General features: G+C 58.1%; 27 protein-coding genes. 14 read left to right on the forward strand and 13 right to left on the reverse strand.

The window, feature by feature from the left end; translation table 11 throughout:
- Positions 1–12: 12 nt before the first annotated feature.
- The 4 genes from ACKLLE_RS07290 (at position 13) to ACKLLE_RS07305 (ending at position 2,553) form a co-directional block, all read left to right on the forward strand.
- Positions 13–345, forward strand: a complete 333-nt coding sequence (locus ACKLLE_RS07290) for a hypothetical protein (protein WP_420057449.1) — start codon at positions 13–15, stop codon at positions 343–345.
- A 66-nt stretch (positions 346–411) separates the two neighbouring features.
- The gene (locus ACKLLE_RS07295; RefSeq protein ID WP_420057450.1) at positions 412–1,467 is read left to right on the forward strand and encodes a phage late control D family protein; all 1,056 of its coding nucleotides are present in this window, start codon (positions 412–414) and stop codon (positions 1,465–1,467) included.
- A 19-nt stretch (positions 1,468–1,486) separates the two neighbouring features.
- Positions 1,487–2,038: a glycoside hydrolase family 19 protein gene (locus tag ACKLLE_RS07300; protein WP_420057452.1), complete on the forward strand. Its 552-nt coding sequence runs from the start codon at positions 1,487–1,489 to the stop codon at positions 2,036–2,038.
- Positions 2,035–2,553: a lysis system spanin subunit gene (locus tag ACKLLE_RS07305; protein ID WP_420057453.1), complete on the forward strand. Its 519-nt coding sequence runs from the start codon at positions 2,035–2,037 to the stop codon at positions 2,551–2,553. The genes ACKLLE_RS07300 and ACKLLE_RS07305 overlap by 4 nt, the downstream gene beginning before the upstream one ends.
- Before the next feature lie 16 nt (positions 2,554–2,569).
- On the opposite strand, the gene ACKLLE_RS07310 is transcribed toward ACKLLE_RS07305, so the two are convergent.
- The 3 genes from ACKLLE_RS07310 to ACKLLE_RS07320 all read right to left on the reverse strand — a co-directional run bounded on the left by ACKLLE_RS07310 (position 2,570) and on the right by ACKLLE_RS07320 (position 5,139).
- Positions 2,570–3,265 carry an MAE_28990/MAE_18760 family HEPN-like nuclease gene (locus ACKLLE_RS07310; protein ID WP_420057454.1) on the reverse strand — a complete coding sequence of 232 codons (696 nt, stop codon included), beginning with the start codon at positions 3,263–3,265 and terminating at the stop codon, positions 2,570–2,572.
- Positions 3,266–4,309: a DUF262 domain-containing protein gene (locus tag ACKLLE_RS07315; RefSeq protein WP_420057455.1), complete on the reverse strand. Its 1,044-nt coding sequence runs from the start codon at positions 4,307–4,309 to the stop codon at positions 3,266–3,268.
- A 125-nt stretch (positions 4,310–4,434) separates the two neighbouring features.
- Positions 4,435–5,139, reverse strand: coding sequence for an SOS response-associated peptidase family protein (locus ACKLLE_RS07320; RefSeq protein WP_420057456.1), 705 nt, complete (start codon positions 5,137–5,139; stop codon positions 4,435–4,437).
- Positions 5,140–5,244: 105 nt separating this feature from the next.
- On the opposite strand from ACKLLE_RS07320, the gene ACKLLE_RS07325 reads away from it, so the two are divergent.
- Both ACKLLE_RS07325 and umuC read left to right on the forward strand, forming a co-directional pair.
- Entirely contained in the window at positions 5,245–5,673 is a 429-nt protein-coding gene (locus ACKLLE_RS07325; RefSeq protein ID WP_420057457.1) for a LexA family protein, read from the forward strand.
- Entirely contained in the window at positions 5,663–6,934 is a 1,272-nt protein-coding gene (gene umuC / locus ACKLLE_RS07330; protein WP_420057458.1) for a translesion error-prone DNA polymerase V subunit UmuC, read from the forward strand. The genes ACKLLE_RS07325 and umuC overlap by 11 nt, the downstream gene beginning before the upstream one ends.
- Positions 6,935–7,434: 500 nt before the next feature.
- Here the strand turns inward: umuC and ACKLLE_RS07335 are convergent, their stop codons facing one another.
- From ACKLLE_RS07335 to ACKLLE_RS07360, 6 genes are all read right to left on the reverse strand, one after another.
- Entirely contained in the window at positions 7,435–8,331 is an 897-nt protein-coding gene (locus tag ACKLLE_RS07335) for a hypothetical protein (protein ID WP_420057460.1), read from the reverse strand.
- Between the two features lie 107 nt (positions 8,332–8,438).
- A complete protein-coding gene (locus tag ACKLLE_RS07340; protein ID WP_420057461.1) occupies positions 8,439–9,017 on the reverse strand; it encodes an HNH endonuclease in 579 nt (192 codons plus the stop codon).
- On the reverse strand, positions 9,014–10,285 hold the full coding sequence (locus tag ACKLLE_RS07345; RefSeq protein ID WP_420057462.1) for an AAA family ATPase: 1,272 nt from the start codon (positions 10,283–10,285) through the stop codon (positions 9,014–9,016). The genes ACKLLE_RS07340 and ACKLLE_RS07345 overlap by 4 nt, the downstream gene beginning before the upstream one ends.
- Before the next feature lie 644 nt (positions 10,286–10,929).
- Complete coding sequence (locus ACKLLE_RS07350; RefSeq protein ID WP_009394137.1) at positions 10,930–11,487, reverse strand: Smr/MutS family protein; 558 nt, start codon at positions 11,485–11,487, stop codon at positions 10,930–10,932.
- Positions 11,488–11,524: 37 nt separating this feature from the next.
- Entirely contained in the window at positions 11,525–11,845 is a 321-nt protein-coding gene (locus tag ACKLLE_RS07355; RefSeq protein WP_009394138.1) for a hypothetical protein, read from the reverse strand.
- Between the two features lie 69 nt (positions 11,846–11,914).
- On the reverse strand, positions 11,915–12,505 hold the full coding sequence (locus tag ACKLLE_RS07360; protein ID WP_064304920.1) for a cysteine hydrolase family protein: 591 nt from the start codon (positions 12,503–12,505) through the stop codon (positions 11,915–11,917).
- A 187-nt stretch (positions 12,506–12,692) separates the two neighbouring features.
- Here ACKLLE_RS07360 and prmB point away from each other — a divergent pair, with 187 nt between their 5' ends.
- Complete coding sequence (prmB, locus tag ACKLLE_RS07365) at positions 12,693–13,601, forward strand: 50S ribosomal protein L3 N(5)-glutamine methyltransferase (protein WP_009394145.1); 909 nt, start codon at positions 12,693–12,695, stop codon at positions 13,599–13,601.
- A 105-nt stretch (positions 13,602–13,706) separates the two neighbouring features.
- Here the strand turns inward: prmB and ACKLLE_RS07370 are convergent, their stop codons facing one another.
- Both ACKLLE_RS07370 and ACKLLE_RS07375 read right to left on the reverse strand, forming a co-directional pair.
- Positions 13,707–14,504 carry a hypothetical protein gene (locus ACKLLE_RS07370; protein WP_009394147.1) on the reverse strand — a complete coding sequence of 266 codons (798 nt, stop codon included), beginning with the start codon at positions 14,502–14,504 and terminating at the stop codon, positions 13,707–13,709.
- Between the two features lie 97 nt (positions 14,505–14,601).
- Positions 14,602–15,561, reverse strand: a complete 960-nt coding sequence (locus ACKLLE_RS07375) for an alpha/beta hydrolase (RefSeq protein ID WP_420057540.1) — start codon at positions 15,559–15,561, stop codon at positions 14,602–14,604.
- A 131-nt stretch (positions 15,562–15,692) separates the two neighbouring features.
- Here ACKLLE_RS07375 and aroC point away from each other — a divergent pair, with 131 nt between their 5' ends.
- From aroC to ACKLLE_RS07390, 3 genes are read left to right on the forward strand one after another with little or no spacing between them, the layout of a single operon-like run.
- A complete protein-coding gene (gene aroC / locus ACKLLE_RS07380; RefSeq protein WP_420057464.1) occupies positions 15,693–16,784 on the forward strand; it encodes a chorismate synthase in 1,092 nt (363 codons plus the stop codon).
- 37 nt (positions 16,785–16,821) lie between these two features.
- Positions 16,822–17,967 (forward strand): MFS transporter, encoded by a 1,146-nt coding sequence (locus tag ACKLLE_RS07385; protein ID WP_420057466.1) that lies wholly within the window; start codon positions 16,822–16,824, stop codon positions 17,965–17,967.
- 38 nt (positions 17,968–18,005) lie between these two features.
- Positions 18,006–18,554, forward strand: a complete 549-nt coding sequence (locus tag ACKLLE_RS07390; RefSeq protein WP_420057467.1) for an acireductone dioxygenase — start codon at positions 18,006–18,008, stop codon at positions 18,552–18,554.
- Positions 18,555–18,665: 111 nt separating this feature from the next.
- Here ACKLLE_RS07390 and ACKLLE_RS07395 read toward each other — a convergent pair whose 3' ends face one another.
- Entirely contained in the window at positions 18,666–18,938 is a 273-nt protein-coding gene (locus ACKLLE_RS07395; protein ID WP_009394156.1) for a DUF3509 domain-containing protein, read from the reverse strand.
- Positions 18,939–19,198: 260 nt separating this feature from the next.
- On the opposite strand from ACKLLE_RS07395, the gene ACKLLE_RS07400 reads away from it, so the two are divergent.
- Together ACKLLE_RS07400 and ACKLLE_RS07405 are read left to right on the forward strand one after the other, a co-directional pair.
- Positions 19,199–19,720 (forward strand): ankyrin repeat domain-containing protein, encoded by a 522-nt coding sequence (locus tag ACKLLE_RS07400; RefSeq protein WP_064304915.1) that lies wholly within the window; start codon positions 19,199–19,201, stop codon positions 19,718–19,720.
- A gap of 51 nt (positions 19,721–19,771) precedes the next feature.
- Positions 19,772–20,302: a hypothetical protein gene (locus ACKLLE_RS07405; RefSeq protein ID WP_420057469.1), complete on the forward strand. Its 531-nt coding sequence runs from the start codon at positions 19,772–19,774 to the stop codon at positions 20,300–20,302.
- Positions 20,303–20,312: 10 nt separating this feature from the next.
- Here ACKLLE_RS07405 and ACKLLE_RS07410 read toward each other — a convergent pair whose 3' ends face one another.
- Positions 20,313–21,248 (reverse strand): ZIP family metal transporter, encoded by a 936-nt coding sequence (locus ACKLLE_RS07410; protein WP_420057470.1) that lies wholly within the window; start codon positions 21,246–21,248, stop codon positions 20,313–20,315.
- A gap of 124 nt (positions 21,249–21,372) precedes the next feature.
- On the opposite strand from ACKLLE_RS07410, the gene ACKLLE_RS07415 reads away from it, so the two are divergent.
- Together ACKLLE_RS07415 and ACKLLE_RS07420 are read left to right on the forward strand one after the other, a co-directional pair.
- Positions 21,373–21,564: a PLDc N-terminal domain-containing protein gene (locus ACKLLE_RS07415; RefSeq protein ID WP_009394166.1), complete on the forward strand. Its 192-nt coding sequence runs from the start codon at positions 21,373–21,375 to the stop codon at positions 21,562–21,564.
- A gap of 244 nt (positions 21,565–21,808) precedes the next feature.
- Positions 21,809–23,869, forward strand: a complete 2,061-nt coding sequence (locus ACKLLE_RS07420) for an LTA synthase family protein (RefSeq protein ID WP_420057471.1) — start codon at positions 21,809–21,811, stop codon at positions 23,867–23,869.
- The last annotated feature ends 89 nt before the right edge of the window (positions 23,870–23,958 follow it).

The following is a 23,958-nucleotide window of genomic DNA, read 5'->3' on the forward strand; positions in this document are numbered from 1 at the left end:
GAGGCTTCTCCAATGGACAACTACACCGGCTTTACAAGTGATGCGATTCTTCTCTCAATCGGGAGGGCCATTCTCCGAAAGCAGACTCGTGATAAGCGCACCATCTCTGACTTCGAAGCTATGGGACACGCCATGGTCATACAAGGCCGCTACGGGTTTGTTCCCAATGATCTTCAACAGCAGTTTTGCAACGATGTTGTTAGGGCGTTCCGGTTTGTAGAGCAGCGCGAGGTTAGCTCCATCAGCAAGGTCGCGTATCTTTCGTTCCAGAAAGATGAGCTTCTTGGCAACTCGGTGCTTGATTCGCAGTTGGCAACCGATCTGCAAAATCTTGGTTACCAGTAATCAGCAGTTTCCCTAGCCTCGAAAACCCCGCTCAGTGCGGGGTTTTCTTTTTCTGGAGTCAATGAAATGCAACCGGTTTTTCGCATTGTGGCGGATCGCCGCGACATCACCGCCTTGATCAACGACCGGCTGCTGATGCTGCGTACATCGGACAAGCCCGGGCTCGAATCGGACGAATTCGAGCTGCGCATCGATGACCGCGACCAGGCGGTATCGCTGCCTGGTCGCGGCGCCAGTGTCGAGGTGTTCATGGGCTATGCGGGCCAGCCGCTGGCAAAGCTTGGTCGGTACACGGTGGACGAGATCGAGCTGAGCGGTCCACCGGACACTTTGGTGATCCGGGGCAAAGCCAGCGACATGCGCGGTACCGGCAAGACTACTCGCAGCGGCAGTTGGGAAGACGTCGCCCTGCAGGAGATCGTGCGCGACATCGCCAAGCGCAACGGCTGGGAGCCGGTCTGTCCGGTCCAGACGAAGGTGCCCCGGGTCGACCAGCTCAACGAGTCGGACTTCAACTTCATCACCCGCCTCGCAAAGCAGTACGACTGCACCGCGAAAGTGGCCGACGGCAAACTGCTGGTGATGCCCCGCCAAGGCGCCCTCAGCGCCAGTGGCAAGGCCCTGCCGGCGGTCACAATCAGCCGCCGGGATGTCAGCCGCTACCAGTTCACCCTGGGCGACAAGACCACACACAAGGCGGTGCGCGCAAAGCACCAGGACAAGAAAACGGGCGAACTCAAGGTGATAGACGTCGCCAACGACGACGCGCCGTCGACGTTGCCGGCAGTCCACACCGACCGCCACATCCACCCGAACAAGTCGGCAGCCGAGCAGGCCGCCAAGGCGCGTTTGGCGGCATTCAACCGCAGCACCGCAGGCGTGCGTCTGGAAATGGCCGGTCGGACTGACCTGTTCGCCGAGCGCCTGATCAACGCCCAGGGTTTCAAAAGCGGCCTCGACGGTGAATACCTGGTCGACAGCGTCGAGCAGACCTTCACTACCGCCGGCTGGACGACCTCGGTCGAATGCAACGGCGGGAAAAAGGGCAAGGCCCAGGCCAAAGGCAAGAAGAAAAAAGAAACCAAACCCCTCAAGACCATCGATCTACCAGCCACGGCCTGACGGCCATAGGAGGACCACTATGCCCATCAACGAGCAGCAGCTGCTGCGCATTTTCCCCAACGCCGGCAAACAAGCCGGCGTTTTTGTTCCTGCTCTCAACGCTTCCATGGGCAAGTACGGGATCGTGACCCGGCTGCGCATGGCGGCGTTCCTTGCGCAGATCGGCCACGAGTCCGGGCAGCTTCGCTATGTTCGGGAGCTGGGTGGCGATGACTACTTGAAGAAATACGACACCGGCAAGCTGGCCCAGCGCCTGGGCAATACGCCGGAGGCCGATGGCGACGGCCAGAAGTATCGCGGCCGTGGGCTGATCCAGGTCACCGGCAAGTTCAACTACAACGCTTGCAGCGAAGCGCTATTCGGTGACGCCCGACTGCTCAATACCCCCGAGCTGCTGGAGCATCCCGTCTACGCATCCATGTCTGCTGCGTGGTTCTGGCAGACAAACGGGCTTAACGGGATGGCGGACCGGGGTGAGTTCTTGCAGATCACCAGGAAGATCAACGGTGGGACCAACGGCCTGGAAGATCGGCTGAAGCTCTATGAGCGGGCCTTGGCGGTGCTTCAGTGAGCCTGCTGAATTGGCGCTTGCCCGGCGTCGCGCTGCTGCTCGGGCTCGGCCTGGGTGGCATCGCCGCCTGGAAGTGGCAGGCAACCGAGTATCAGCGGCAGCTTGCCGAGCAGGCCGGCGTGTTCCAGCGCGAGCGTCTGGACGCGGCGCTCGCGATCGTTGACTGGAACAAAACTGAGCAGGCCAAGCGCACTGCGTTGGAGGCCCGCCTGCAGGCCGCCGACAAAACCCATCACCAGGAGCTTACCGATGCCCAACAAGCCCAGGCTCGCCTTCGCGACCGCCTTGCTACTGCTGACCTGCGGTTGTCAGTCCTCCTCGCCAACCCAGCAGCCGCAGTTGGTGGCGGTGGGGTGTCAGCCACCCCCGGCGCCGGCGGCGTGGTTCATGGAGCCGATAGAGCCCAACTTGACCAAGCGCATGCTCAACGAATTATCGGGATCACCGCTGACGGGGATCGGGGAATAATTGCCCTTTCAGCGTGCCAAGACTATATAAGGCTAATATCAAAATAAGTTTATGAGGGTGTGTTTAGTTTGGGGGTGTTGAATAAGTGGCTCGCTCACTAATTTTAATGAATGTTTTTGAATTGTAAAAATTCTCTAGGGCTAATATTACTGAGTCGATTAGGTTTGTGGTAATCGTAAATTTGTCTCGCAGAACATGCGAGCGATGCCGCTCGCCGACAGAGAGGGCGCTCTCTCGACCGTGAGCTACTTTATTTCGGTTTTCGACGAGCTCGTCAATTGTTGTTCTTGTTCTGGGTGTTATGGGTAGGTTTATGCCAAATGATTTAAGAACCTCAAGAATGGAGTTGGTCCACACATTCATTAGCACGTCAGAGAACTGGGCCTCATCAATTTTTGTTATTTCTGATGACTCTAGGCAATCAAAAATTGATAGGGCATTGTCGTTGTAGGCCTTAAAGCTACATGATTTAAAGGCTTGTAATCGTCCTCTCGTGGTAATTGTTCCAACTGTAATTTCGAAATGTTTACTAGGGGCGTTTAGTGATGCTATTAGCCTGAGGGTCAGTTGTACGGCCTCATTAACGCTTTTTTCGAGCGCTGCATATAAGTGTACATAGAAAAAGCCCCTAAGTATTTTAACTTCGGGAGGGTGAGGCGCGGTTGCATTATCTGGCTCTAGTGAGACAATATGATTGAGTAACTGCTGTACCTCTGTTAGCCGTTCTCTCGTTAGCGACCTCACATCCTCATAGCTCATTTATACGTTATCCTTCACGTATTTGATTCTGTCTGTCAATTTCTTCCTGCTGTTAGTCGCGCCTGTCGTCAGCGCAGCAAGAGTTTTGTCGTCAAGAAGCGCCTTTAATTTGGTCTTGTCTATTTTTTTATTTGAACTCAAAGCGTCTGCTACTCCAATGGAAATTGCCTCGAATAAAATTAATGGGGTGGTGTTTTTTCGATTCGATCTTACAATGCCGTCTGGTAGTGCGTCGGCAAGTAATGAGAATGTATTGTCAAATAGTTCTTTAAGTTTCTTTCTGTTTTTGAAGTTTTCTGATTTTTTTGCCATGTACTCATTCAAGAATCCCTTGACACTGTGTACGAATTCATCGCGTTCTTCGAAGTAAGCAAAAAACTTTAAGACTAATTCTTCAATGTTTCCGTTCTTTTCAGCGTTGGAACCGACTTTCAAAATACTTTTGAAGTGAGGGTTGGCAGAACATTCTTTGATGAAGTTGTTGAATGGTCCTAGGTATACGCAGTTGCGGATTTCTTGAGGGTGTAGAATTACGCCTCCTGTATTCAAACGCTCAAATAAGTCGAATCGAAGACTGAAATCACTTCTGTCGTTCAGGACGGTTACTCGAATTGGGCGTGTCATGAACATCAATTGAATTGATTTCGGGATCTGTTGATATGTTAAGCCGTTAAGAGTGTCAAGTTTCTCTAAGCCCTTGAGGATAAGAGGTTTACTCTCTTGGCTGATTTTGCCAATGATTGCTGTTTCGCCGATAAAATTTACTATGGTTGTTAATCGTTGTAGGCCGTCGATTACCTCCCACGACGAGTCCTCATTTGTGGCCATGAAAAGACTTGGTACCGGAATTCCGAGCAATATGGATTCAATTAATTGAGATTGTCTTTCTTGGTTCCACACGAAATGACGTTGATACTCGGGGGTGACGTCAATGATATCTTCGCAAATCATGTCGTAAAGCTGCCTGACTGTGACGTCATAGCTGTCAAAGGACACTGTTCTGCGGTTGGCGTTAAGTTGCGATTGTATTGCGGTGCTATCCATGTAATCTCCTTGGTGCAACGCTTCCTCCGGACTCTTCCAGAAGGTGTTCGATCAGTACGATACCCGGCAGAGTAACGCATGTCGACATGAGTCTTTGTAAGAATGAAGCTCTAGCAGGAAAGCGATTAGTTATCAGAGGCTAAACGATGCTGTTCGATCAAGTGACATCCCTGATTTTTTACATTGCCCAAGGCTTTGCTTACTGGATACCAGTCGAAATCGGTGGCGGGTCTGCAGCCGCTCTTTAGTATCTCAACAGCACGTACCAAAGGTGTTGCAGGATTGATCCATTCGCGGGCCAGTTCAGGCGAAAGTGCCAATGGTTTTCGATCATGGATGTCGATGAGCCCTTCGTCAGCGGCTGCGGTGATGATCACAAAGCCGTCGCGCTCGTTCACCTCCAGCCCAGGATGGACTTCCGCAAGCGCTGCGAAGAACAGCGGCTGACCATCGCTAGCAGTGATGTAATAAGGCTGCTTGCGCTTCGCATCCGCTGGATCTGGTACCCACTCGAACCATCCATTCGCGGGCGCCAGGGCTCGGCCTGCCGGCCATAGCGACTTGAAAAACTTTCCCGTCATCACCGTCTCGGCCCTGGCATTGATAGGATCAGGACGCTTCCCCTTCGCCCAAAAGGGCGACCATCCCCATTTCACTCGATCAACACTCAGTCCTCCCTCGACAGGCCGTATGATCTCGACGCGGGTCGATGGCGCGACGTTGTAGCGATTGATTCGCTCGTGGTCGTAGCCGTTGATCACCACCAGGTCCAAGGACAACTGCCGTAGGTAGGTGTCCATGTCTTCGTAGATCGAGTACCTCCCGCACATAAATCACCTCTGTACGTTTGTCGGTTGCCTCACGACCATCCATTGACGTGGGAAAAATCTGACAGTTAACTGTATGAATATACAGTCTGCTGTGGACCCTCCGTCATGACCATCACTTTTCTTGGAACGCCGACCGGTGGACCAACATTGCTCCCTGTTTATTCCTTCCGCGTGCCGGCCGGCTTCCCGTCGCCGGCGGCGGATCACATGGAGCGGCAGATTTCCCTCGACGAACTGTTCGACCTCCGTGCTCCGCATGTGTACCTGGTACAGGTGGAAGGCGACAGCATGCAAGGCGCCGGGATCTACTCCGGTGATCTCCTAATCGTAGACCGCAGCAATGAAGCGGAGCACGGCGATATCGTGATCGCGGCAGTCAACGCGGAGCCGGTGTGCAAGCGGCTCTACCGACGCAATGGCGCGGTGATCCTGCAGTCCGAGAATCCGGCATATCCTCCCAGGCACATCATGGAAGGTGACGAGATGGTGATCTGGGGCGTGGTTCGCTACAGCGTGCGCGATCATGCCCAGTGACAAGGTATTCGCGCTGATCGACTGCAACTCGTTCTATGCGAGCTGTGAGCGCGTGTTTCGTCCCGACCTTGCAAAGACGCCAATCGTGGTACTGAGCAACAACGATGGCTGCGTCATTGCCCGTTCTTACGACGCAAAGCCCTTCGTCAAGATGGGTGAGCCTTACTTCCAGGCCATGGAGAAGTTGAGGCGGCACGGCATCGTCGCCTTCTCGTCGAACTACGCGCTATACGGCGACATGAGCGAACGCGTAATGACCCTAATCGAGTCGATGGTGCCGGCGTCTGAGGTCTATTCGATCGACGAATGCTTCGCTGATCTCACCGGAATCCCTGGCGACCGCACCCAGCTCGGCCGTGACATTCGTGCCCGGGTGTTGCGGTGCACGGGCATCCCGGTTGGTGTTGGGATCGCTCGGACCAAGACCCTGGCGAAGCTGGCCAACCACACCGCGAAGCGCCTGCAGGCTCAGACTGGAGGCGTGGTGGACATCTGCGATGACTTCAAGCGTGACTGGGTATTACGCAATACCGAGGTGAAGGAGGTATGGGGTATTGGCCGGCGGATGACCGCACACCTGGAGGCAATGAGCATCCGGACTGCGATGGACCTGGCGAAGGCTGATCCACGCATGTTGCGCGACAAGTTCAGCGTGGTGGTGGAGAAGGCGGCTAGAGAGCTCGCCGGCACGTCCTGCCTGGAACTGGAGGAACCTGATCCGCCGAAACAAGAGATCTGCTGCAGCCGGATGTTCGGTAAGCGCCTGGTCGAGCTGACGCCGATCAAGCAGGCGGTGGCCACATATGCAGCCCGGGCAGCGGAGAAGCTGCGGGCCCAGGGCTCGGTGTGCAAGCGCATGCGGGTGAGCATTCGCACCGGCATGTTCAATCCTGATGAGGCAAGGTATGCCAACGGTGCGTTGGTCGAGCTGCCGTATCCCACCAACGACACGCTGCTACTCACCAGGGCAGCCACTGAAGCTGTGGAGCAGGTCTACCGTCCGGGATTCCGGTACAGCAAGGCTGAGGTGCTGCTGATGGATCTGCGGCAGCCTGGGGAGTTCACCGATGATCTGTTCGCGATGACCCAGCCAGTTGCATGTGATCGGCTGATGTCGGTGCTGGACGACATCAATGGCAAGTACGGCCGAGGGACTATGCGGAGCGCGAGTGTCCCCCGCGCCCCCGAATGGGGTATGCGGCGCGAGATGATGAGCCGTTCGTACACGACACGGATAGATCAACTGTGGCGGGTGAGATGATTCTTCATCATTCCAAAAGATGGTAGTCAGCTCTTGCTTTTGGGTTGGGTGTCGCGCCTCGGCAGTTTTCACCCCGCAAAGGATGGTGGCCAGAGAAGAAAATGAGGCCCTCTTTCTCCAGTGCAAAGGCCACCGCCTACATCGTTACCTGCCGAAGTGTTTCTCCGGCCTCTATGCGCTTGAGCGAATTAAGTGATACCCCTGATCGGAAAGAAAGAGCAGTTAAGCTCCAGTTGAGAAGAGTTCGAGCCTGATGGCAATGATACGACTTAAAGCCTAGTGGTATTGATTCGAACAGGTCCGATGGGCTGGATTCTGAGGGAAGAGCGGACGGCCAAGGGAAATCTATGACATTGTCAGACATTAGTATTTCCTAAATATTTTTTCTGTTCATCCATGCAGTGGTTCTAGTGGGCGCTTTCTGCAAGTTTCTGATTCGTTGCCCACTAGTGGTGGTAGTCAGAGGCCATACCCTGAATTTGTGATTCATTGATAGCGCTTCAGCGTAAGGGTGCAGGTCCATGAAAGTGCTTGTCGAAAACTAATGTCTCTGGAAGATAGCAACAGAGAAAGTACATGCCGATGATGAACCCCGTTACTAGATTTAACTCCCAGTGGCCAAATATGGGTTGAAAAATAAGTGATGCTAAATAGAAGGCCGTGGGCGGAAGCAAGAATATAGAAAGGAGAACCCATCGGATTGATATGAGGACTGTGCTAACAATTAAAGGCGTGTACTGCTTAATAAAATTTCGTTTGCGTAAGTCTGGGTAATGTCCGATTGGGTATACATTAATAACGTGAGGGTGAACGTCAGAGATACTTTCTTTGAACTTGTAGAGATATGTCTCGCGAAGTCTTGTGTGGTAAATGCTGCCTAGCCAAAGTAGTAGTATTGGTGCGAGGGCAATCTGGAGTGCTTGAATGAGGTTTGACATTAGGACCTGGACTTTATTACCCATGAGGCTTAAGTTTGCCCGGTCAGGTATTTCAATGCCGTACATTGAGAGTGGCTTGCTGTTGATGGTGTGTGCATCATCCTGGAGTTTTTTGGTGATCTCATCTGGGCTTTTTGGTGTCTCGAAGTCAGAGCGCGTTATATACTTGCCCCAGCACATGACTGGGGCTTTGAAAATTATTATTTCTGCTATTTCACTGCTGTAGGCACGGCCGCTTCGGCCGTAGTCATCCGATTTTGATCTGGAGTATTCTGCCCAAAGCTCAGGTAGTTTTTTGCTGGCTTTTAAAACTTCTGATGCCGCTTGATAGCATTTTGATTTTATTCTTTCATCGATAGTGTTGTAGCCGAGCGTGGTAATGAAAACAGCGCAAGTAGCTAAAGTTATAGGCGCGGTCCAGAATAATAGCCGTTCAAATCGTACTCCGGGTGAGCTCACAAATTTTTCCTTGTTTGGTTGGCGGTTTGATCTAGGGCATAATAGAGAATGGGTTTTGTGGAATGGGTGCTAAAGGTCTATTCAGCGACCAACTATCCTTAGATAGGCTATGTAATGCTTGTTTTTAAAAGAGCTTCAGCAAAAATAGAAAATTGCTTGTCGGGAGCGGCCTCTTCCCATAGAGCTTCGAAAAGTAACGCACGCAATGCTGGGTCATGTGTTCTATAACATTTATCGACAGCATTTTGTACTTGGTTTAGGTGATGCGCTCTTTGCTCTTTGAGTGAGTCTCTGTTCAGGTCCGTAACTAGTATTGTAAATTCGCCACGCTCGCTGCCTCGTATATGCAAGAGTAATGAGCCGAATGCCGCGAGATGCTCGGACGGATCTTCGTTATAAGGGTTTATTATGGCTATGTTAGGATTGTATTTGTTGCTCTTAGCGTTATTGCATTTCGCGCAGCAAAATCCTAGGTTTTCCCAAGTGAACTCTAGTTCTGGGAAAAGGTTTTTGGCTTTTGGGAGGATATGTTCTACATCACCATAGTAGGTGTGAGTAACCTTGCTTTCACAATACATGCATTTGTCGAAAGAAGCTTGCCGTAAAGCTTCTTTATTGACTGCCACTTTGTAGTCAGTTCTGAGGGCGATAGGGTCAGGACATTCGGGGCGAGTAATTGCTCTCATTCGCGGGACTCCGCGATTGTGCCAATGGCATTGGGGAAGAGCCTGGACAATCCAGCGGTTTCCAATTCAGAGCGCAGGGCGCTTATGGAATCTTTGGTGATGTCTTTGCTAAGGTGCTGTTCAAGGATGCTGTTGAATTTTTTAGAGGCCCAGATAGGAATTGTCGTGGAAACACCGAGAATTTGATCTAGTATCTCAATGATGTTGCAAACTTCTTTCGAGGCGTTGAGTTTTAAGGATTCTATTTTTTGCTGAGAGTTATGCTTTAAAACATAGATGCTAGCATCCTCAATAGAAGTAACTATCAGGGGGCTGTGGGTGGTTATGATGAATTTGATGTGCGGAAACGCTGTCAGCAGTTTTGGTAGCAAAGACCTCTGCATGCTTGGGTGTAAATGGTTTTCAGCCTCGTCGATCATGACGAAGAATGGATGGTCTGAGCTAACATTGAAATTAAATATTCGCCAGGCTATGTCAATGAGCGCTGCAATTCCACCTGACGCGTTTTCTAGCAAGAATTCATCGCGGCCGTTGTTACATGAAAAAATGATTTCATAGTCTCGTATGGAAAGGTTCTCAAATCCAAGTGATTCGGGTAGTAGCGTCTTCAGTACGTTGCGAAATCCTTCGAAGTTTTCAGCCTGAGATACGTCTGCCTGCATTATTGTGTTGCTATTGTTATCAGTGACTCCGTAACCGTTTATTGCCCAGCTCAGAAGAGCATTTTTCATTAAGAAGCTAACGGGCTCTCCATAGTGGTGGCCAGTATACAAGCTGTCAGTAGCGTTCTTGTACTCGCTGAACACAGCCTTTCTTTCCATTTTCTGAGTGAGGAGGTTAGGGGTTCGCTTGTAGTTAAATAATTGGCGATGGGATGGAATGTATAGGATGTCAATTTCTCGCATTGTAGAGAAATTTACATGGTACAGTGGGTTGTTGGTTGCGGGTATAGATAAGCTAGCGAACGTTCCATCTGAGTAATATATCTTTCCAATATGTCTGGTGACTGGTTGAAGAGGGTGAAAGATATGGCTAGATGGGATCGCTGGGTCGTAAAATACGTTGTGTGTTTCATCGCTCAGTATTGGACTAAACTTCGGTGTTGCGAGGGAGGCCGGTGAAATGCCTGTGTGGCGAGCTAATAATGATAGTAAAGTTGTTTTTCCGCATCCATTGGCTCCGGTAATTACGGTTGCGCGTGAGTCGAAATCTATTGAAACGCTCCCGAACTGTTGCCAATTTGATAACTCAATACGTTCAATATCCATTGATCACCGTGTGTTCCGTCTGTTTTTGAATGTGTAGCCTTTTTAACAGGGGTTGGGGTGTGGTAGCAATACGCTACCTGTGGCGTAAGTACTGGATTGAGGGCGAATCCAGTTGAGGATCGGAGGGGGCGCAGATTTGAAGCACATAGCTGACAAGGGATTTTAGGACGAAAACCGGTATAGGGCCGTCACTGGTCCGAGGCGAGGCGATCGTAATGACGTAAATCGGGCCTGTCGCGTCAGGTGGGCGGGTTAGAATCCGTTGCACTGTTTATTTATACAGTTTAGGTTCCCCGAAAGCTGTTGCAAAGGGTTTGGCAGGTGTCGACTTTAGAGAAAACATGCGCTAGCGGATGTAGGTGCAGCCAATGTAGGTCGAGGCGAGACGATTTTTGTGGGCTGATACCCAAGTACAACCGGAGGTAGGCTCGCGGCTATACCAGTTTCTGTACCAATGGGGGTGTTTTCAGCAGTGTGATCGGGTACTCCAAAGTGCTGAAGTGCCCGATTTTACTGCTCTGTAATACGCAGCACTACGCTCGCTTAATCGCGGTGTAATGCTGTTCCAGGGACATGGATCTACCTGTGGTGTATTTCGCAAACGCGAAGGGTACGGCGGCTGTGGCGCCGCCGCAAGTGCGGCGTTACTCGTCGCGTCCTTCGAGCATGGTCCGGCGCAGCATCACGTACACCGCGCCGGTGCCACCATGACGGGCTTGGCACGAGGTGAAGCCGAGCACCTGGGGGTGCTGGCGCAGCCAGGTATTGACGTGACTCTTGATCATCGGCCGCTTGCCGTCCAGGCGCACGGCCTTGCCGTGGGTGACCCGCACGCAGCGGATTTCGAAGCGGGTGGCCTCGGCAAGAAAGTCCCAGAGGATCTCCCGCGCCTTTTCCACGCTCATGCCGTGCAGGTCGAGGCTGCCTTCGAAGGGAATCTGGCCGATCTTGAGCTTGCGCATCTGGCTTTCCTGGACGCCGTCGCGGCTCCAGTGCAGGTCGTCTTCCGGGCCGACATCGATGACGAACTGGTCCGACAGGCCGTCGACCACGGGCTGGTCGCTGCGCACCGTGGCGTTCTGCCTCAGGCTGGCGAGCTGCTTGCGATCGGCCTTGGGCTTGCCGATATCGGCGCGGTCATGCTTGATCGGCTTGACGCCGCGCATCTCGCTTGTGAACAGGGAAAAATCATCGTCTTGCATGTAAAGCCTCCGCCGGAACCGCGCAGAGTCTACGCAGTCAGTCGTGTTTTTTCATCAAATGCGGGGACAGGCCGAGTTCCCGGCCACGACGCAGGCGCAGGCGGCGACGGCGCCAGACCCAGACGCCGAGGTACAGCACCAGCAGGCCACCAAGCAGGATCAGGCTGGCGGCGGCGGGATTGTCGTTGAGTTCACCCAGGGCTGCGGGGCGCCCCAGCAGGCTGGCGGCACCGGCCATGGCCAATAGCACGCCGCAGGTGGTCAGGAGCATGGCGAACATCGCGGCCAGGCGCGAACCCCAGGCGCCCGGCTGGCGCGGGCGCAGGCGTTTGGCGTCGAAACCGTCGGATATTTTCATGCCGATCTCCTCAGTGGATATCCGGGTTTCGACCGGTAATCGTCGAGGTGGTTCCGTGAGCCCGCCGGATCAGATCAGGCTGTCGACGGGCGCTACGCAGGCGAAGTTGTCGGCCATGATCGCCATTTCGCTCTGCTGGATCTGTGCGGCAGGTATGACGCCGCCCTTGAACGGCAGGTCGCGGGTGGCACAGCCATCCTCGACCAGGGTGCAGCGGTAGCCATAGTCCTTGGCCCGGCGCACGGTGGTGCTGACGCTGGAATGGCTCATGAAACCGCAGACGATGATGTCCAGGTGGCCGAGCTCCTGCAGGGTTTCGTGCAGCCGGGTGTTCTTGAACGCATTGGGCATGCGTTTTTCGATGATGATTTCGTCGCCGCGGGGTTCCAGGCCCGGAATGAACTCGCCACGCGGACCTTGCGGATCGAACAGACCGCCGACGGTACCCAGGTGCCGCACATGGATGATCGGCCGGCCAGCCTTGCGCGCCGCTTCGAGCAACTTGCCGATGTTCGCCACGGCTTCGTCCATGCCCGACAGCGCCAGGGGGCCGCTCAGGTATTCCTTCTGGGCATCGATGATCACCAGGCTGGCGTTGCTCAGCTTCGCTGGCGGATAGCCGCGTCCACTGAGGTGGAACATGGTCGTTGGAACAGACATCAAGGGCTCCTTTGGCTAGGGCTTTTTGGCTATTCTCCCCTGCTTGGCCGCCGATGTGAATCGCTTAGCGTACAAGTGGCGTAGTTACTGGCTCTCAGCCATGTCAGCGATTGGCTCATTTTTGTGGTGACGGCCCATCACGGCGCCGGGCTGGTAGAATCGTCGGTCGTCTTTCAAGGAGTCTGCCGTGATCACTTCCCGCCTGCGCACGTTGCGCGATCATATTCGCTGGGCTGTCAGCCGTTTCCATGAACACGAACTGTTCTTCGGGCATGGCGCCGACAACGCCTGGGACGAGGCCCGCCTGCTGGTGCTGGGCGCGGTGCACCTGCCTTGGGAAGTGGCCGACAGCTACCTCGATTGCCGCCTGGAGGACGACGAACTGGTCAAGCTGCAGCGCCTGCTCAAGCGCCGCATCGAAGACCGTGTGCCCACCGCCTACCTGCTGGGCGAAGCGTGGTTCTGCGGGATGTCGTTCATTGTCGATGAGCGTGTGCTGGTGCCGCGTTCGCCGATTGGCGAACTGATCGAAAAGCGCTTCGAACCCTGGCTGGCCGCCGAACCTGCGCGGATTCTCGATCTGTGCACCGGTTCCGGTTGCATCGGCATCGTCAGCGCCGACGTGTTCCCCGACGCCGAAGTGGTGCTGGCCGACCTCTCCTTCGATGCGCTCGAAGTGGCCAACCAGAACATCGAGCGCCATGGCCTGGAGCAGCGTGTCTATACCGTCCAGGGCGATGGCTTCTCCGGCCTGCCGGGCCAGCGTTTCGACCTGATCCTGTCCAACCCGCCCTATGTCGATGCCGAGGACTTCGCCGACATGCCGGCGGAATATCACCACGAACCCGAGCTGGGCCTGGCCTGTGGCAACGATGGCCTGGATCTGGTCCGGCGCATGCTGGCCGAAGCGGCCGATCACCTGACCGAGAAGGGCCTGTTGATCGTCGAGGTGGGCAACAGCCAGGTGCATGTCGAGCAACTGTATCCGGAAGTGGATTTCGCCTGGCTGGAGTTCGAGCGTGGCGGCCACGGCGTGTTCATGCTGACTGCCGAGCAATGCCGCAAGCACCAGGCGCTGTTCGCCTCGCGGGTCTAAAGAACTACGCAGACCCTGTGGGAGCGGGTTTACCCGCGATTGCGGTAGTGAATTCACCGACGCAATCGCGAGTAAACCCGCTCCCACAGGGTACGCGGTGTATTTTCAGCGATGTGTCGCGATCCAGATCAGCAACCCGGCCTGGAACACGGCAAACGCTACCAGGCAGGTGATGGTAAAGCGCAGCCCGCTGTCCTCGCGCTTGAACTTGGCGACCCGTTCGTCCCGCTCGCGCAGTTGCGCTTCCTTCTCATGCAGCTTCTGCTCGGCCTGCTGGAGCATGTTGGCGGCATCGATGATGTCGACCCGCTGCAATTTGTCGGTGTTCCAGCCGCCCTTGAGCTGGCCGACCTGGGTTTCCACGTAGCGCCCTTTCAGGTGCTGGGCGTCGGCGTACTCCACTTCGATACCGCTGGCATGCAGCACGTGGTCGCGGCGCAGCCGGGTGTCTTCGTTAAGGGCGTCCTTGTTCGCCAGCAACCCGCCTTCCAGGCGATAGCCCGACCAGCGCCGCTGGGCCCATTGCACGCCCTGGGCGACAAGGAAGCGGCCGATGCCGCGGTTCAGCGGTTCGACCTGCAGCCCGCTGTCGGGGCCCACGGTTACCAGGCGCTCGGCGTGATCGACGCGGATGTCGAGGACATTCTGTTCCTTGCGCGTTTTCTGCCCGGGCAGGCGAATCTCCATGCGCAGCAGGCTGTGCTCCTTGCTGTGCCGTTCGGCATAACCGTACTGGACGAAGCGCAGCGGGCGCGGGCCGCTGTTGCGGTCGGTGGGCAGCGGCGCCAGGCGCAGCAACTGGAAGTGCTCCGGGGCAAGGTCCGCCCAGGGCAACGGAGCGGGTTCCGGCGCAACCGGTTCGTCGGTCGCTTCGGCAGCGTCCTGGGTGGGTGCATCTGTCATCAAGGCGGTCCTCTTTTATGCGCGCCAGGCAGCCTGCAATGGCGTTGCCTGCATCGGTTTATCGGCCACGGCGGCGAGGACTGGAGGGCAAATTTGCTTAACGGGTTGCCAACTGCTGCACAAACGCGACGATCCGCTCGCCCAGGGCGCTGGCCAGGGGCAACTCGGGATTGGTGTAGGCGTCGCGCTGCCGGCCTATGCCCGGCGGGCTGATGCGCAGCATGTGGTTCATGCCGTCGATCAGCGCCAGCTGCGCATCGGGCTTGGCCGCATGCAGGGCACGGGCATCGGCAATGCTGACCTGGATGTCGTTGCGCCCCTGGAGGATCAGGGCCGGCACCTTCACGCTGGCGAACGCGGCAGCCGGGTCCTGGCGGAACAGGGAGATCAGGTAGGGCTGTACGCTGGGACGAAAGACGTCCTTCAGTACCGCAGGCAACCGCTCGCTTTGCCGGCCGGCCTTGAGCTGGTCGATCACGGCCTCGGCGCGCTTGAGTTCGGCGGGCGGCAGTTGCTCGGCCAGTTGTGCGCGCAGTACCTGGTCGATTGGCCGGCCGCTGCCGGCCAGGGTAATCACGCCGTCTGCAGCCGCGGGTGTGGCCGCCAGGCTGGCGATCAGTGCGCCTTCGCTGTGACCCAGAAGGATCAGCGGACCGAAGCGTGGATCGGCATTGATCTTGCGGCTCCAGGCGACAGCGTCGGCTACATAGCGCTCGACGCTGAGGTTGCGCTCGTCCGGTGTCGCCGCCAGGCTCTCGGCAACCCCGCGCTTGTCGTAGCGCACGCTGGCGATGCCATTGCGCGCTAGTTGCAGGGCGAGGCGCTTGAGAATATCGATGCGTCCCACGGCCGGGTTGTTGCCATCGCGGTCCGTGGGGCCGGAGCCCGCGATGATCAGCACCACCGGCGGAGGCGTGTCGCTGCGCGGCAGCAGCAGGCTGCCCTGCAGGATGCCCTGGCCGGTATCGAGGCTGACCGGACGCTGGAACACCGCCGGAGCGGAATGGGCGGTACAGCAGAGGAACATCAGGAGGAGGGCGGCAAGGCGCGGCATTATCGGACACACGTGGAGGGATGCCCGTAAGACCGAAGCGGCCGGGGAAGGTTCGCTATCAGGGATGAACTGATTGGTTAGCCTGCGTATACTGGCGGCCTTGTTCAAATCAGGCTGATTCGCGGAGCGTCTGCATGTCCGGCAATACCTACGGCAAGCTGTTCACTGTCACCACCGCTGGCGAAAGCCATGGTCCGGCGTTGGTCGCCATTGTCGATGGCTGCCCGCCGGGCCTGGAGATTTCCCTGGAGGACCTGCAGCGCGACCTCGACCGGCGCAAGCCCGGCACCAGCCGCCATACCACCCAGCGCCAGGAAGCCGACGAGGTGGAAATCCTGTCCGGGGTGTTCGAAGGTCGCACAACCGGCTGCGCCATCGGCCTGCTGATCCGCAATACCGACCAGAAGTCCAAGGATTACTCGGCGATCAAGGACCTGTTCCGCCCGGCCCATGCCGACTACACCTACCACCACAAGTACGGTGAGCGCGACTACCGCGGCGGTGGTCGCAGTTCCGCACGGGAAACCGCCATGCGCGTGGCCGCTGGCGCCATCGCCAAGAAATACCTGGCCAGCCAGGGCATCCGCATTCGCGGCTACATGAGCCAGTTGGGTCCGATCGAAATCCCGTTCAAGACCTGGGACTCGGTGGAAGAAAACGCCTTCTTCAGCCCCGACCCGGACAAGGTGCCGGAACTGGAGGCCTACATGGACCAGTTGCGCCGTGACCAGGACTCGGTCGGCGCCAGGATCACCGTGGTGGCCGAAGGCGTGATGCCGGGCCTGGGCGAACCGATCTTCGACCGTCTCGACGCCGAGCTGGCCCATGCGCTGATGAGCATCAACGCGGTCAAGGGCGTGGAAATCGGCGCCGGTTTCGCCTGTGTTTCCCAGCGCGGTACCGAGCATCGCGACGAACTGACCCCGGAAGGCTTCCTCAGCAACAACGCCGGCGGCATCCTCGGCGGGATTTCCTCGGGCCAGCCGATTGTCGCCCACCTGGCGCTGAAGCCGACTTCGAGCATCACCACCCCGGGTCGCTCCATCGACAAGGACGGCAATCCGGTCGACGTTATTACCAAGGGCCGTCACGATCCTTGCGTGGGCATCCGCGCCACGCCGATCGCCGAGGCCATGATGGCGATCGTGCTGATGGACCACCTGCTGCGCCATCGCGGGCAGAACGCCGATGTACGGGTGAGCACGCCGGTACTGGGCCAGCTTTGATGCACTGCTTCATCCCTTGCGCCACGGCTCGCTAGCCGTGGCGCTTCCTTACTGGCGGCTGTCCAGTTTCTATCTGTTCTATTTCGCCCTGCTCGGCGCCACCGCGCCGTTCCTGGCGTTGTATTTCGACCATCTCGGTTTCTCCAGTGCACGGATCGGCGAGTTGGTCGCGATCCCCATGCTGATGCGCTGCGTGGCCCCCAACCTGTGGGGCTGGCTGGGAGATCGCAGCGGCCAGCGCCTGCTGATCGTGCGCTTGGGGGCGTTATGCACCCTGGGCAGTTTCGCCCTGATCTTCGTCGACAAGAGCTACGCCTGGCTGGCGCTGGTGATGGCGCTGCATGCGTTCTTCTGGCATGCCGTGCTGCCGCAGTTCGAAGTCATCACCCTGGCGCACCTGCAGGGCCAGACCGGGCGCTACAGCCAGGTCCGCCTGTGGGGCTCGATCGGCTTCATCCTCACCGTGGTCGGCCTCGGCCGGCTGTTCGAGTGGCTGAGCCTGGACGTCTACCCGGTGGCGCTGGTGTGCATCATGGCCGGTATCGTCTGCGCCAGCCTGTGGGTGCCCAATGCACAGCCCGCGGAGCACGCCGAACGGCCATCCAGCGGCGGCTTTCTCCAGCAACTGGGCCGTCCCGGCGTGCTGGCCTTCTATGCCTGCGTCGCCTTGATGCAGCTCAGCCATGGTCCGTACTACACCTTCCTGACCCTGCATCTCGAGAGCCTCGGCTACAGTCGCGGCATCATCGGCATGCTGTGGGCCCTGGGCGTGCTGGCGGAGGTGCTGTTGTTCGTGGTGATGAGCCGGATCCTTGCGCGGTTTTCCCTGCGTCGGGTGTTGCTCGCTAGCTTCCTGCTGGCGGCACTGCGCTGGTGGCTGCTGGGCGCGTTCGCCGAGCATCTGCTGGTGCTGTTGCTGGCGCAGCTGATGCACGCCGCGACTTTCGGCGCGTTCCATGCTTCCTGCATCGCCTTCGTCCAGCGCAGCTTCGGCGCACGCCAGCAAGGGCAGGGCCAGGCGTTCTACGCGGCGCTCTCCGGCACCGGCGGCGCGCTTGGTGCGTTATACGCGGGCTACAGCTGGAAGGCCCTGGGGCCGACCATCACCTTTAGTATTGCCAGCGTCGCGGCGCTGGCCGCAGCCGTTATCATTGCGGCCCGGTTGAAAGAGGACGCGGTGTAGCGTTCTTCCCCGGCTTTCGAAAGATCAGGAGTTGCCCCTTGAGCATCCTCAGCGTTTACCACCAGTCCACCCCCGATACGCCGAACAAGGTCCTCACCCATGCCGACGATATCGCCACGACCCTGGCCGAGCAGGGCGTGCGTTTCGAGCAGCGCGAGGTGACGCAGCGCATTCGCCCCGGGACGGTCGAGGCCGAGGTGACCGCCAGCCTGGGCGAGCAAATACAGGCCTTGCGTAGCGAGTTTTGCGCAACCGTGCTGGAAGTGCTCAGTGTCAATCCGGAGCATCCGCAAAAGGAAGAACTGCGTGCCGGCCTGATCGATGAGCGCACGCATGCGGGCGACGATGTGCGTTTCTTCGTCAGCGGGCGTGGGCTGGTGAACATTCGCATCGGCGAGTATGTCTACGGATTGATCGGCGAACGCGGTGATCTGCTGGTTCTGCCGGCGGGCGTGGCACAGTGGTTCGACATCGGTGAGCAGCCGAACCTGGTGCTGGTGCGGTTCTTGAGCAAGGAAGGGGAGAGGGCTCGGATGACCGGAGACAAAAGTTCCCTCGACTATCCAGGCTTGGATGATACGTTCTAAAGCATTTGGCAGGGACTTTGTGGGAGCGGGTTCACCCGCGATCGCGTTAGTGGCTTCACCGACGCAATCGCGAGTGAACCCGCTCCCACAAGTTTCCGTGTTGCTTGTTCTTTAGCGGTAGGTCGGCAAGGCAAAGCGTTGCTGGCTTTGCAGCATCGAAATCACTGGCAGTTCACTGGCCTGTTCGGCCAGGTCACGGCGAATCGCGCTGATCGCCCATGACAGTTGCTCGGCGTTGTGCAGTTGGGCGTAGGACAGGCAACGCTTGGTCTGCTTGCCGTCCGCAGCGCGCAAGGTCAGCAGGATGCCGCCGTCAGGGCGGGCCTGGGTGGTGACTTGGTAGGCGGAGAATACCGAGGCGAATTTTTCCTGAATGAGGTCCATATCAGCTCCTGGCTGTGGGTGGCAGACATGGAGTGATAGGTGCAGCCAGCGTGCCAGCTTTGATTCAATAAAAAATTCTTTTAAATCAATGTGTTGTGAATGATGGCGATAAACTGCCTCGTGCATCGTGCAAGGTCGTGCAATTTGCACAGTGCAATTTGCAAGATCGGCTTTCCCACTGACTGGATGGAATTATTCCCGGGCTTTACGGATCAATCCCTGACAAACAATTTGGCTTTTTACTGTCCAGGAGGTTCCTAATGTCCGACCAGCAACCCGTCAGCATGAGTGCCGATGAGCAGCAGGCTTTTGCCGAAGAAGTTTTCGAGCGTGCTCGCCAGGGTGATGCCGGCATGCTTCGGCGCTTGCTGGAAAAAGGCCTGCCGCCCAATCTGCGCAACCACAAGGGCGATACCCTGCTGATGCTCGCCAGTTACCACGGCCATCTCGATGCTGTTCGGGTGCTGCTGGAGCATGGCGCCGATCCGTTGCTGGCTAACGACAACGGCCAGCTGCCGGTCGCGGGGGCGGCGTTCAAGGGCAATCTGGAGATGGTTCGTCTGCTGGTGGAACATGGCGGCGACGCCGATGCTGCCGCAGGCGACGGGCGTACCGCATTGATGATGGCCGCGATGTTCAATCGGCTTGCCATCGTCGATTACCTGCTCGAACAGGGCGCCGACCCCACCCGTCGCGATGCCCGTGGCGCCGATGCACTGGCCTCGGCGCTGACCATGGGCGCCACGGAAACCGCCGCGCGGCTGCGAGCGCTGGCCGACTGACCCGGTGGCGGCTATCCTTGCCGCCTTTTTTCCAGCATCCGGGAACGTCCCATGAAAAACCAACTGGCCGAACTGATCGGCAAGATCAGCTCCGGCTGCATGTCCGAACAGGATATCCAGCGCATCGCCGAAGAAGCGGCCCAGGCCTATGCCGATCCGGAAGGTTTCCTCGCTGCCAACCCGGATATCAACTACGACGACACCTTCCCCATTCCCCTGGGCGAATGGGTAGTGGTCGGCAGCCTGCCCGATACCGTGCTGTTCCAGGCCGACACCTACGAAGACCTGTTCGCCGCCATCGTCGCGTCCTTCGACAAGAGCGTGCCGTTCAATTTCAAGCCCAGGCAACTGGCCAAGGTCGAGGCGCTGACTGCCCTCAACCGCATCCAGGTGCAGATGGCCAGCATGAACAAGGAAGCCGGTGGCTACGTGCTGGTCAACTTCAGCCAGTTGCTCGACGATGAACTGCAGATGGTCCTGGTCTGCGGCGATGACCTGCCGCGGGTGCTGGAGCTCTGCGCCGAGCTGAACATTGCCGCCGCGCCGGCCCTGGAAGCGCTGAGGGTCGCGGTGCACGTCTGATGGCAGCCCGCTAGCCGAGAGCCGTATCGAGGAACATCATCACCGCGAAGCCACCCATCAGGCCGAGGGTTGCCGAGGTCTGATGGCCATTGCGGTGGGTTTCCGGGATCACTTCGTGGGACACCACGAAAATCATCGCACCCGCCGCCAGGCCCATGCTGACCGGATAGGCGAGGGCGAAGCCGCTGGAAATGCCCAGGCCGATCACTGCGCCAATGGGCTCCATCACCCCGGAACCGATCGCCACCAGGGCGGCTTTCAGGCTCGACAGGCCAGTGGCGCGCAAGGCCAGGGCCACCGCCAGGCCTTCGGGAATGTCCTGTATGGCGATGGCGCTGGTCAGCGGCAGGCCGACATTGAGATCGCCATTGGTGAAGCTCACGCCAATGGCCATGCCTTCCGGCAGGTTGTGCAGGGTGATCGCCAGGACAAACAGCCAGACCCGGTTGATGCGTTCCGATTGCGGCCCGCAGGGGCCGGTGCTCTCGTGTTCATGGGGCGTGAAGCGGTCGAGGCCAAGCATCAGCAGCACGCCCAGGCCCATGCCCAGCACGACCGTCAGCGCTGCGAGCGGGCCGTTTCCGGTGATCTCGCGGGCGGCATCGAGCCCCGGCAGAATCAGCGAGAAGGAACTGGCGGCGAGCATCATCCCGGCGGCAAAGCCGAGCATCACATCCTGGGTACGCGAGCTGACCTCACGCAGGATCACCGCCAGCACTGCGCCCAGGGCGGTGGCGGAAAAACCGGCGAGGCCGCCGAGCATCGCCATGTGCAGGTTTTCCTGATGATCGCCGTGGATGGCGTTCCACGCACTGGCCCCCATCAGCCACAACACCGCCAGCAGGCTCAGGCCCAGGCCGGCGCTGAGCCACGGCGATGCCTGTGCCTGCTGCAGCCAGGCACCAGGGAGCGAAGCGGGGGTGGATGAGGCATGGGAAGGGGGCATGCAGGAATCTCCAAAACAATTGCAAGCGAGTGTAACCAAGGCCTCGGAACGCCGACGAAACAAGCGCGTCTATAAGGCCGATAGCCAGCTATTCTTTGCTACAGCTTGAATTGGGAGTTTCAACATGGGTTCGACGTTCAATGGCCTTGCCGGCCTGGTCATTCTCGCCCTCGACATCTGGGCGATCCTTAATGTGGTCAAGAGCAGCGCCGGTGGCGGAGCCAAGGTCCTGTGGATCCTGCTGATCATCCTCCTGCCCGTGCTCGGCCTGATCATCTGGGCCATCGCCGGGCCGCGCGGCGACGTTCGCATCTAGCGTGAAAACATCACGCTAGCGCAACGTCCAGGTTTTGCACGCGGATTTGTGTTGGCCGGGCAACCCGGCTAGCCTGATCCGCGCTTCGCGTTGCCTCAACGAAATTTTCACAATCGATTGCGGACAATCGCGCGCGCCTTTTACCCATCCGTCCAGTGGCTGGCCATCCGGAAATCCTCTCGGAGCGGCGCCGCCTGGCGTCGATGTGCTTTCTATAACCAGAATTCCAGGGACCTTCCATTTCATGGCTAAAACGGACGCCTCGCGCCTGCAACCGACGGTCAAATCACACCTGCTCTATACCTTCCTGTGCGGCCTGGTGATCATGCTGATGCTCAGCGCCGTGCGCTTCGCGCTGCTGGTCTATAACCGCGACATGATCGGCGACACACCCTACTCGACGGTTGCCGAAGGCTTCTTCAACGGCCTGCGCTTCGACCTGCGGGTGGTGGTGTACCTGAGCATTCCGTTGCTGCTGGCAATCCTCAGCGCCCGGGCCATGGCGGCTCGCGGGCTGTTCCGCCTGTGGCTGACCATTGCCGGCAGCGCCACGCTGTTCCTCGGCCTGGTGGAGATGGACTTCTATCGCGAGTTCCACCAGCGCCTGAACGGCCTGGTATTCCAGTACATCAAGGAAGACCCGAAGACCGTTTCCAGCATGATCTGGTACGGGTTCCCGGTGGTTCGCTACCTGTTGGCCTGGGTCGCCGGCACGCTGGTCATGAGCCTGGCGTTCAAGGCCATCGACCGCCTGACCCGGCCTCGCGGCCAGTACCAGAGCAACCTTGCCGGCGTGCGCAGCGTTGCGCCGTGGTATGTGCGCGGCGTGGTGTTCTTCATGATCCTGCTGGTGGCCGTGGTCGCGGCCCGTGGCACCCTGCGCCAGGGGCCGCCGATGCGCTGGGGCGATGCCTTCACTACCGATTCCAACTTCGTCAACCAACTGGGCCTTAACGGCACGCTGACCCTGATCGATGCGGCCAAGAGCCGTTTCTCCGAAGACCGCGACAACATCTGGAAAGCCACCCTCGATCCGCAGGTTGCCCAGCAGACCGTGCGCGAGATGCTGCTGACCCCGAACGACAAGCTGGTCGATGCCGACAGCGCGGCAATCCGCCGTGACTTCACCCCGCCGGTCGAGAACACCCTGCCGATCAAGAATGTGGTGGTGATCCTGATGGAGAGTTTCGCCGGTCACTCCGTCGGTGCCCTGGGTGCACAAGGCAACATCACCCCGTACTTCGACAAGCTGGCCGAGGAAGGCCTGCTGTTCGACCGCTTCTTCTCCAACGGTACCCATACCCACCAGGGCATGTTCGCGACCATGGCCTGCTTCCCCAACCTGCCGGGCTTCGAATACCTGATGCAGACCCCGGAAGGCGGCCACAAGCTCTCCGGCCTGCCGGCGCTGCTCAGCGCCCGCGACTACGACGACGTGTACGTGTACAACGGTGATTTCGCCTGGGACAACCAGTCCGGTTTCTTCGGCAACCAGGGCATGACCACCTTCATCGGCCGCAACGACTTCGTCAATCCGGTCTTCTCCGACCCGACGTGGGGTGTGTCCGACCAGGACATGTTCGACCGCGGCGCCCAGGAGCTGGCGCACAACTACGGCAAGAAACCGTTCTATGCGCTGCTGCAGACGCTCTCCAACCACACGCCATATGCGCTGCCGAAGAACCTGCCGGTCGAACCCGTGACCGACCAGGGGCGCCTGAACGAGCATCTGACCGCCATGCGTTATTCCGACTGGGCCTTGGGCCAGTTCTTCGAGAAGGCGCGCAAGGAACCGTACTTCAAGGAGACACTGTTCGTCATCGTCGGCGATCATGGCTTCGGCAACAGCCAGCAGGTCACCGAAATGGACCTGGGCCGCTTCAACGTGCCGATGCTGATGATCGCGCCGGGCATCCAGGAGAAGTTCGGAAAGCGCAACCACACCGTAGGTACCCAGATCGATATCGTGCCGACCATCATGGGGCGCCTCGGCGGCGAGACCCGCCATCAATGCTGGGGCCGCGACCTGCTCAACCTGCCGGAGGGTGACCAGGGCATCGGCATGGTCAAGCCGTCCGGTAGCGAACAGAACGTGTTCCTGATCCAGGGGGACCGCATCCTGATGGAGTCCAAGGATTCAGCGCCGATGATGTGGCGCTACAAGCTCGGTCGCGAGTTCAGCGCCGAGCGGATCGACGATGCCGACAAGGCGGTGATGGCGCAGAAGCTCGAAGCCTTCATCCAGATCGCGACCAAGAGCCTGCTGGATAACACGGCCGGTGTGGTTCACGGCATTCCGGATTGATTCGGCGCAGTCGTCGCTGAGATCCTAGGACCCCGGCATTGCCGGGGTCTTTTTTTAGCTGCCGGCTGGATGAAAAAACCGGAACAACA

It is taken from the genome of Pseudomonas bharatica (genome assembly GCF_048586865.1).
Taxonomy (GTDB): Bacteria; Pseudomonadota; Gammaproteobacteria; order Pseudomonadales; family Pseudomonadaceae; genus Aquipseudomonas; species Aquipseudomonas bharatica.

Coding starts and splice junctions, on each gene's coding strand:
- ACKLLE_RS07290 (WP_420057449.1), top strand. CDS start 13: ATGGACAACTACACCGGCTTTACAAGTGATGCGATTCTTCTCTCAATC.
- ACKLLE_RS07295 (WP_420057450.1), top strand. CDS start 412: ATGCAACCGGTTTTTCGCATTGTGGCGGATCGCCGCGACATCACCGCC.
- ACKLLE_RS07300 (WP_420057452.1), top strand. CDS start 1,487: ATGCCCATCAACGAGCAGCAGCTGCTGCGCATTTTCCCCAACGCCGGC.
- ACKLLE_RS07310 (WP_420057454.1), bottom strand. CDS start 3,265: ATGAGCTATGAGGATGTGAGGTCGCTAACGAGAGAACGGCTAACAGAG.
- ACKLLE_RS07315 (WP_420057455.1), bottom strand. CDS start 4,309: ATGGATAGCACCGCAATACAATCGCAACTTAACGCCAACCGCAGAACA.
- ACKLLE_RS07320 (WP_420057456.1), bottom strand. CDS start 5,139: ATGTGCGGGAGGTACTCGATCTACGAAGACATGGACACCTACCTACGG.
- ACKLLE_RS07325 (WP_420057457.1), top strand. CDS start 5,245: ATGACCATCACTTTTCTTGGAACGCCGACCGGTGGACCAACATTGCTC.
- umuC (WP_420057458.1), top strand. CDS start 5,663: ATGCCCAGTGACAAGGTATTCGCGCTGATCGACTGCAACTCGTTCTAT.
- ACKLLE_RS07340 (WP_420057461.1), bottom strand. CDS start 9,017: ATGAGAGCAATTACTCGCCCCGAATGTCCTGACCCTATCGCCCTCAGA.
- ACKLLE_RS07345 (WP_420057462.1), bottom strand. CDS start 10,285: ATGGATATTGAACGTATTGAGTTATCAAATTGGCAACAGTTCGGGAGC.
- ACKLLE_RS07350 (WP_009394137.1), bottom strand. CDS start 11,487: ATGCAAGACGATGATTTTTCCCTGTTCACAAGCGAGATGCGCGGCGTC.
- ACKLLE_RS07355 (WP_009394138.1), bottom strand. CDS start 11,845: ATGAAAATATCCGACGGTTTCGACGCCAAACGCCTGCGCCCGCGCCAG.
- ACKLLE_RS07360 (WP_064304920.1), bottom strand. CDS start 12,505: ATGTCTGTTCCAACGACCATGTTCCACCTCAGTGGACGCGGCTATCCG.
- ACKLLE_RS07370 (WP_009394147.1), bottom strand. CDS start 14,504: ATGACAGATGCACCCACCCAGGACGCTGCCGAAGCGACCGACGAACCG.
- aroC (WP_420057464.1), top strand. CDS start 15,693: ATGTCCGGCAATACCTACGGCAAGCTGTTCACTGTCACCACCGCTGGC.
- ACKLLE_RS07395 (WP_009394156.1), bottom strand. CDS start 18,938: ATGGACCTCATTCAGGAAAAATTCGCCTCGGTATTCTCCGCCTACCAA.
- ACKLLE_RS07400 (WP_064304915.1), top strand. CDS start 19,199: ATGTCCGACCAGCAACCCGTCAGCATGAGTGCCGATGAGCAGCAGGCT.
- ACKLLE_RS07405 (WP_420057469.1), top strand. CDS start 19,772: ATGAAAAACCAACTGGCCGAACTGATCGGCAAGATCAGCTCCGGCTGC.
- ACKLLE_RS07410 (WP_420057470.1), bottom strand. CDS start 21,248: ATGCCCCCTTCCCATGCCTCATCCACCCCCGCTTCGCTCCCTGGTGCC.
- ACKLLE_RS07415 (WP_009394166.1), top strand. CDS start 21,373: ATGGGTTCGACGTTCAATGGCCTTGCCGGCCTGGTCATTCTCGCCCTC.
- ACKLLE_RS07420 (WP_420057471.1), top strand. CDS start 21,809: ATGGCTAAAACGGACGCCTCGCGCCTGCAACCGACGGTCAAATCACAC.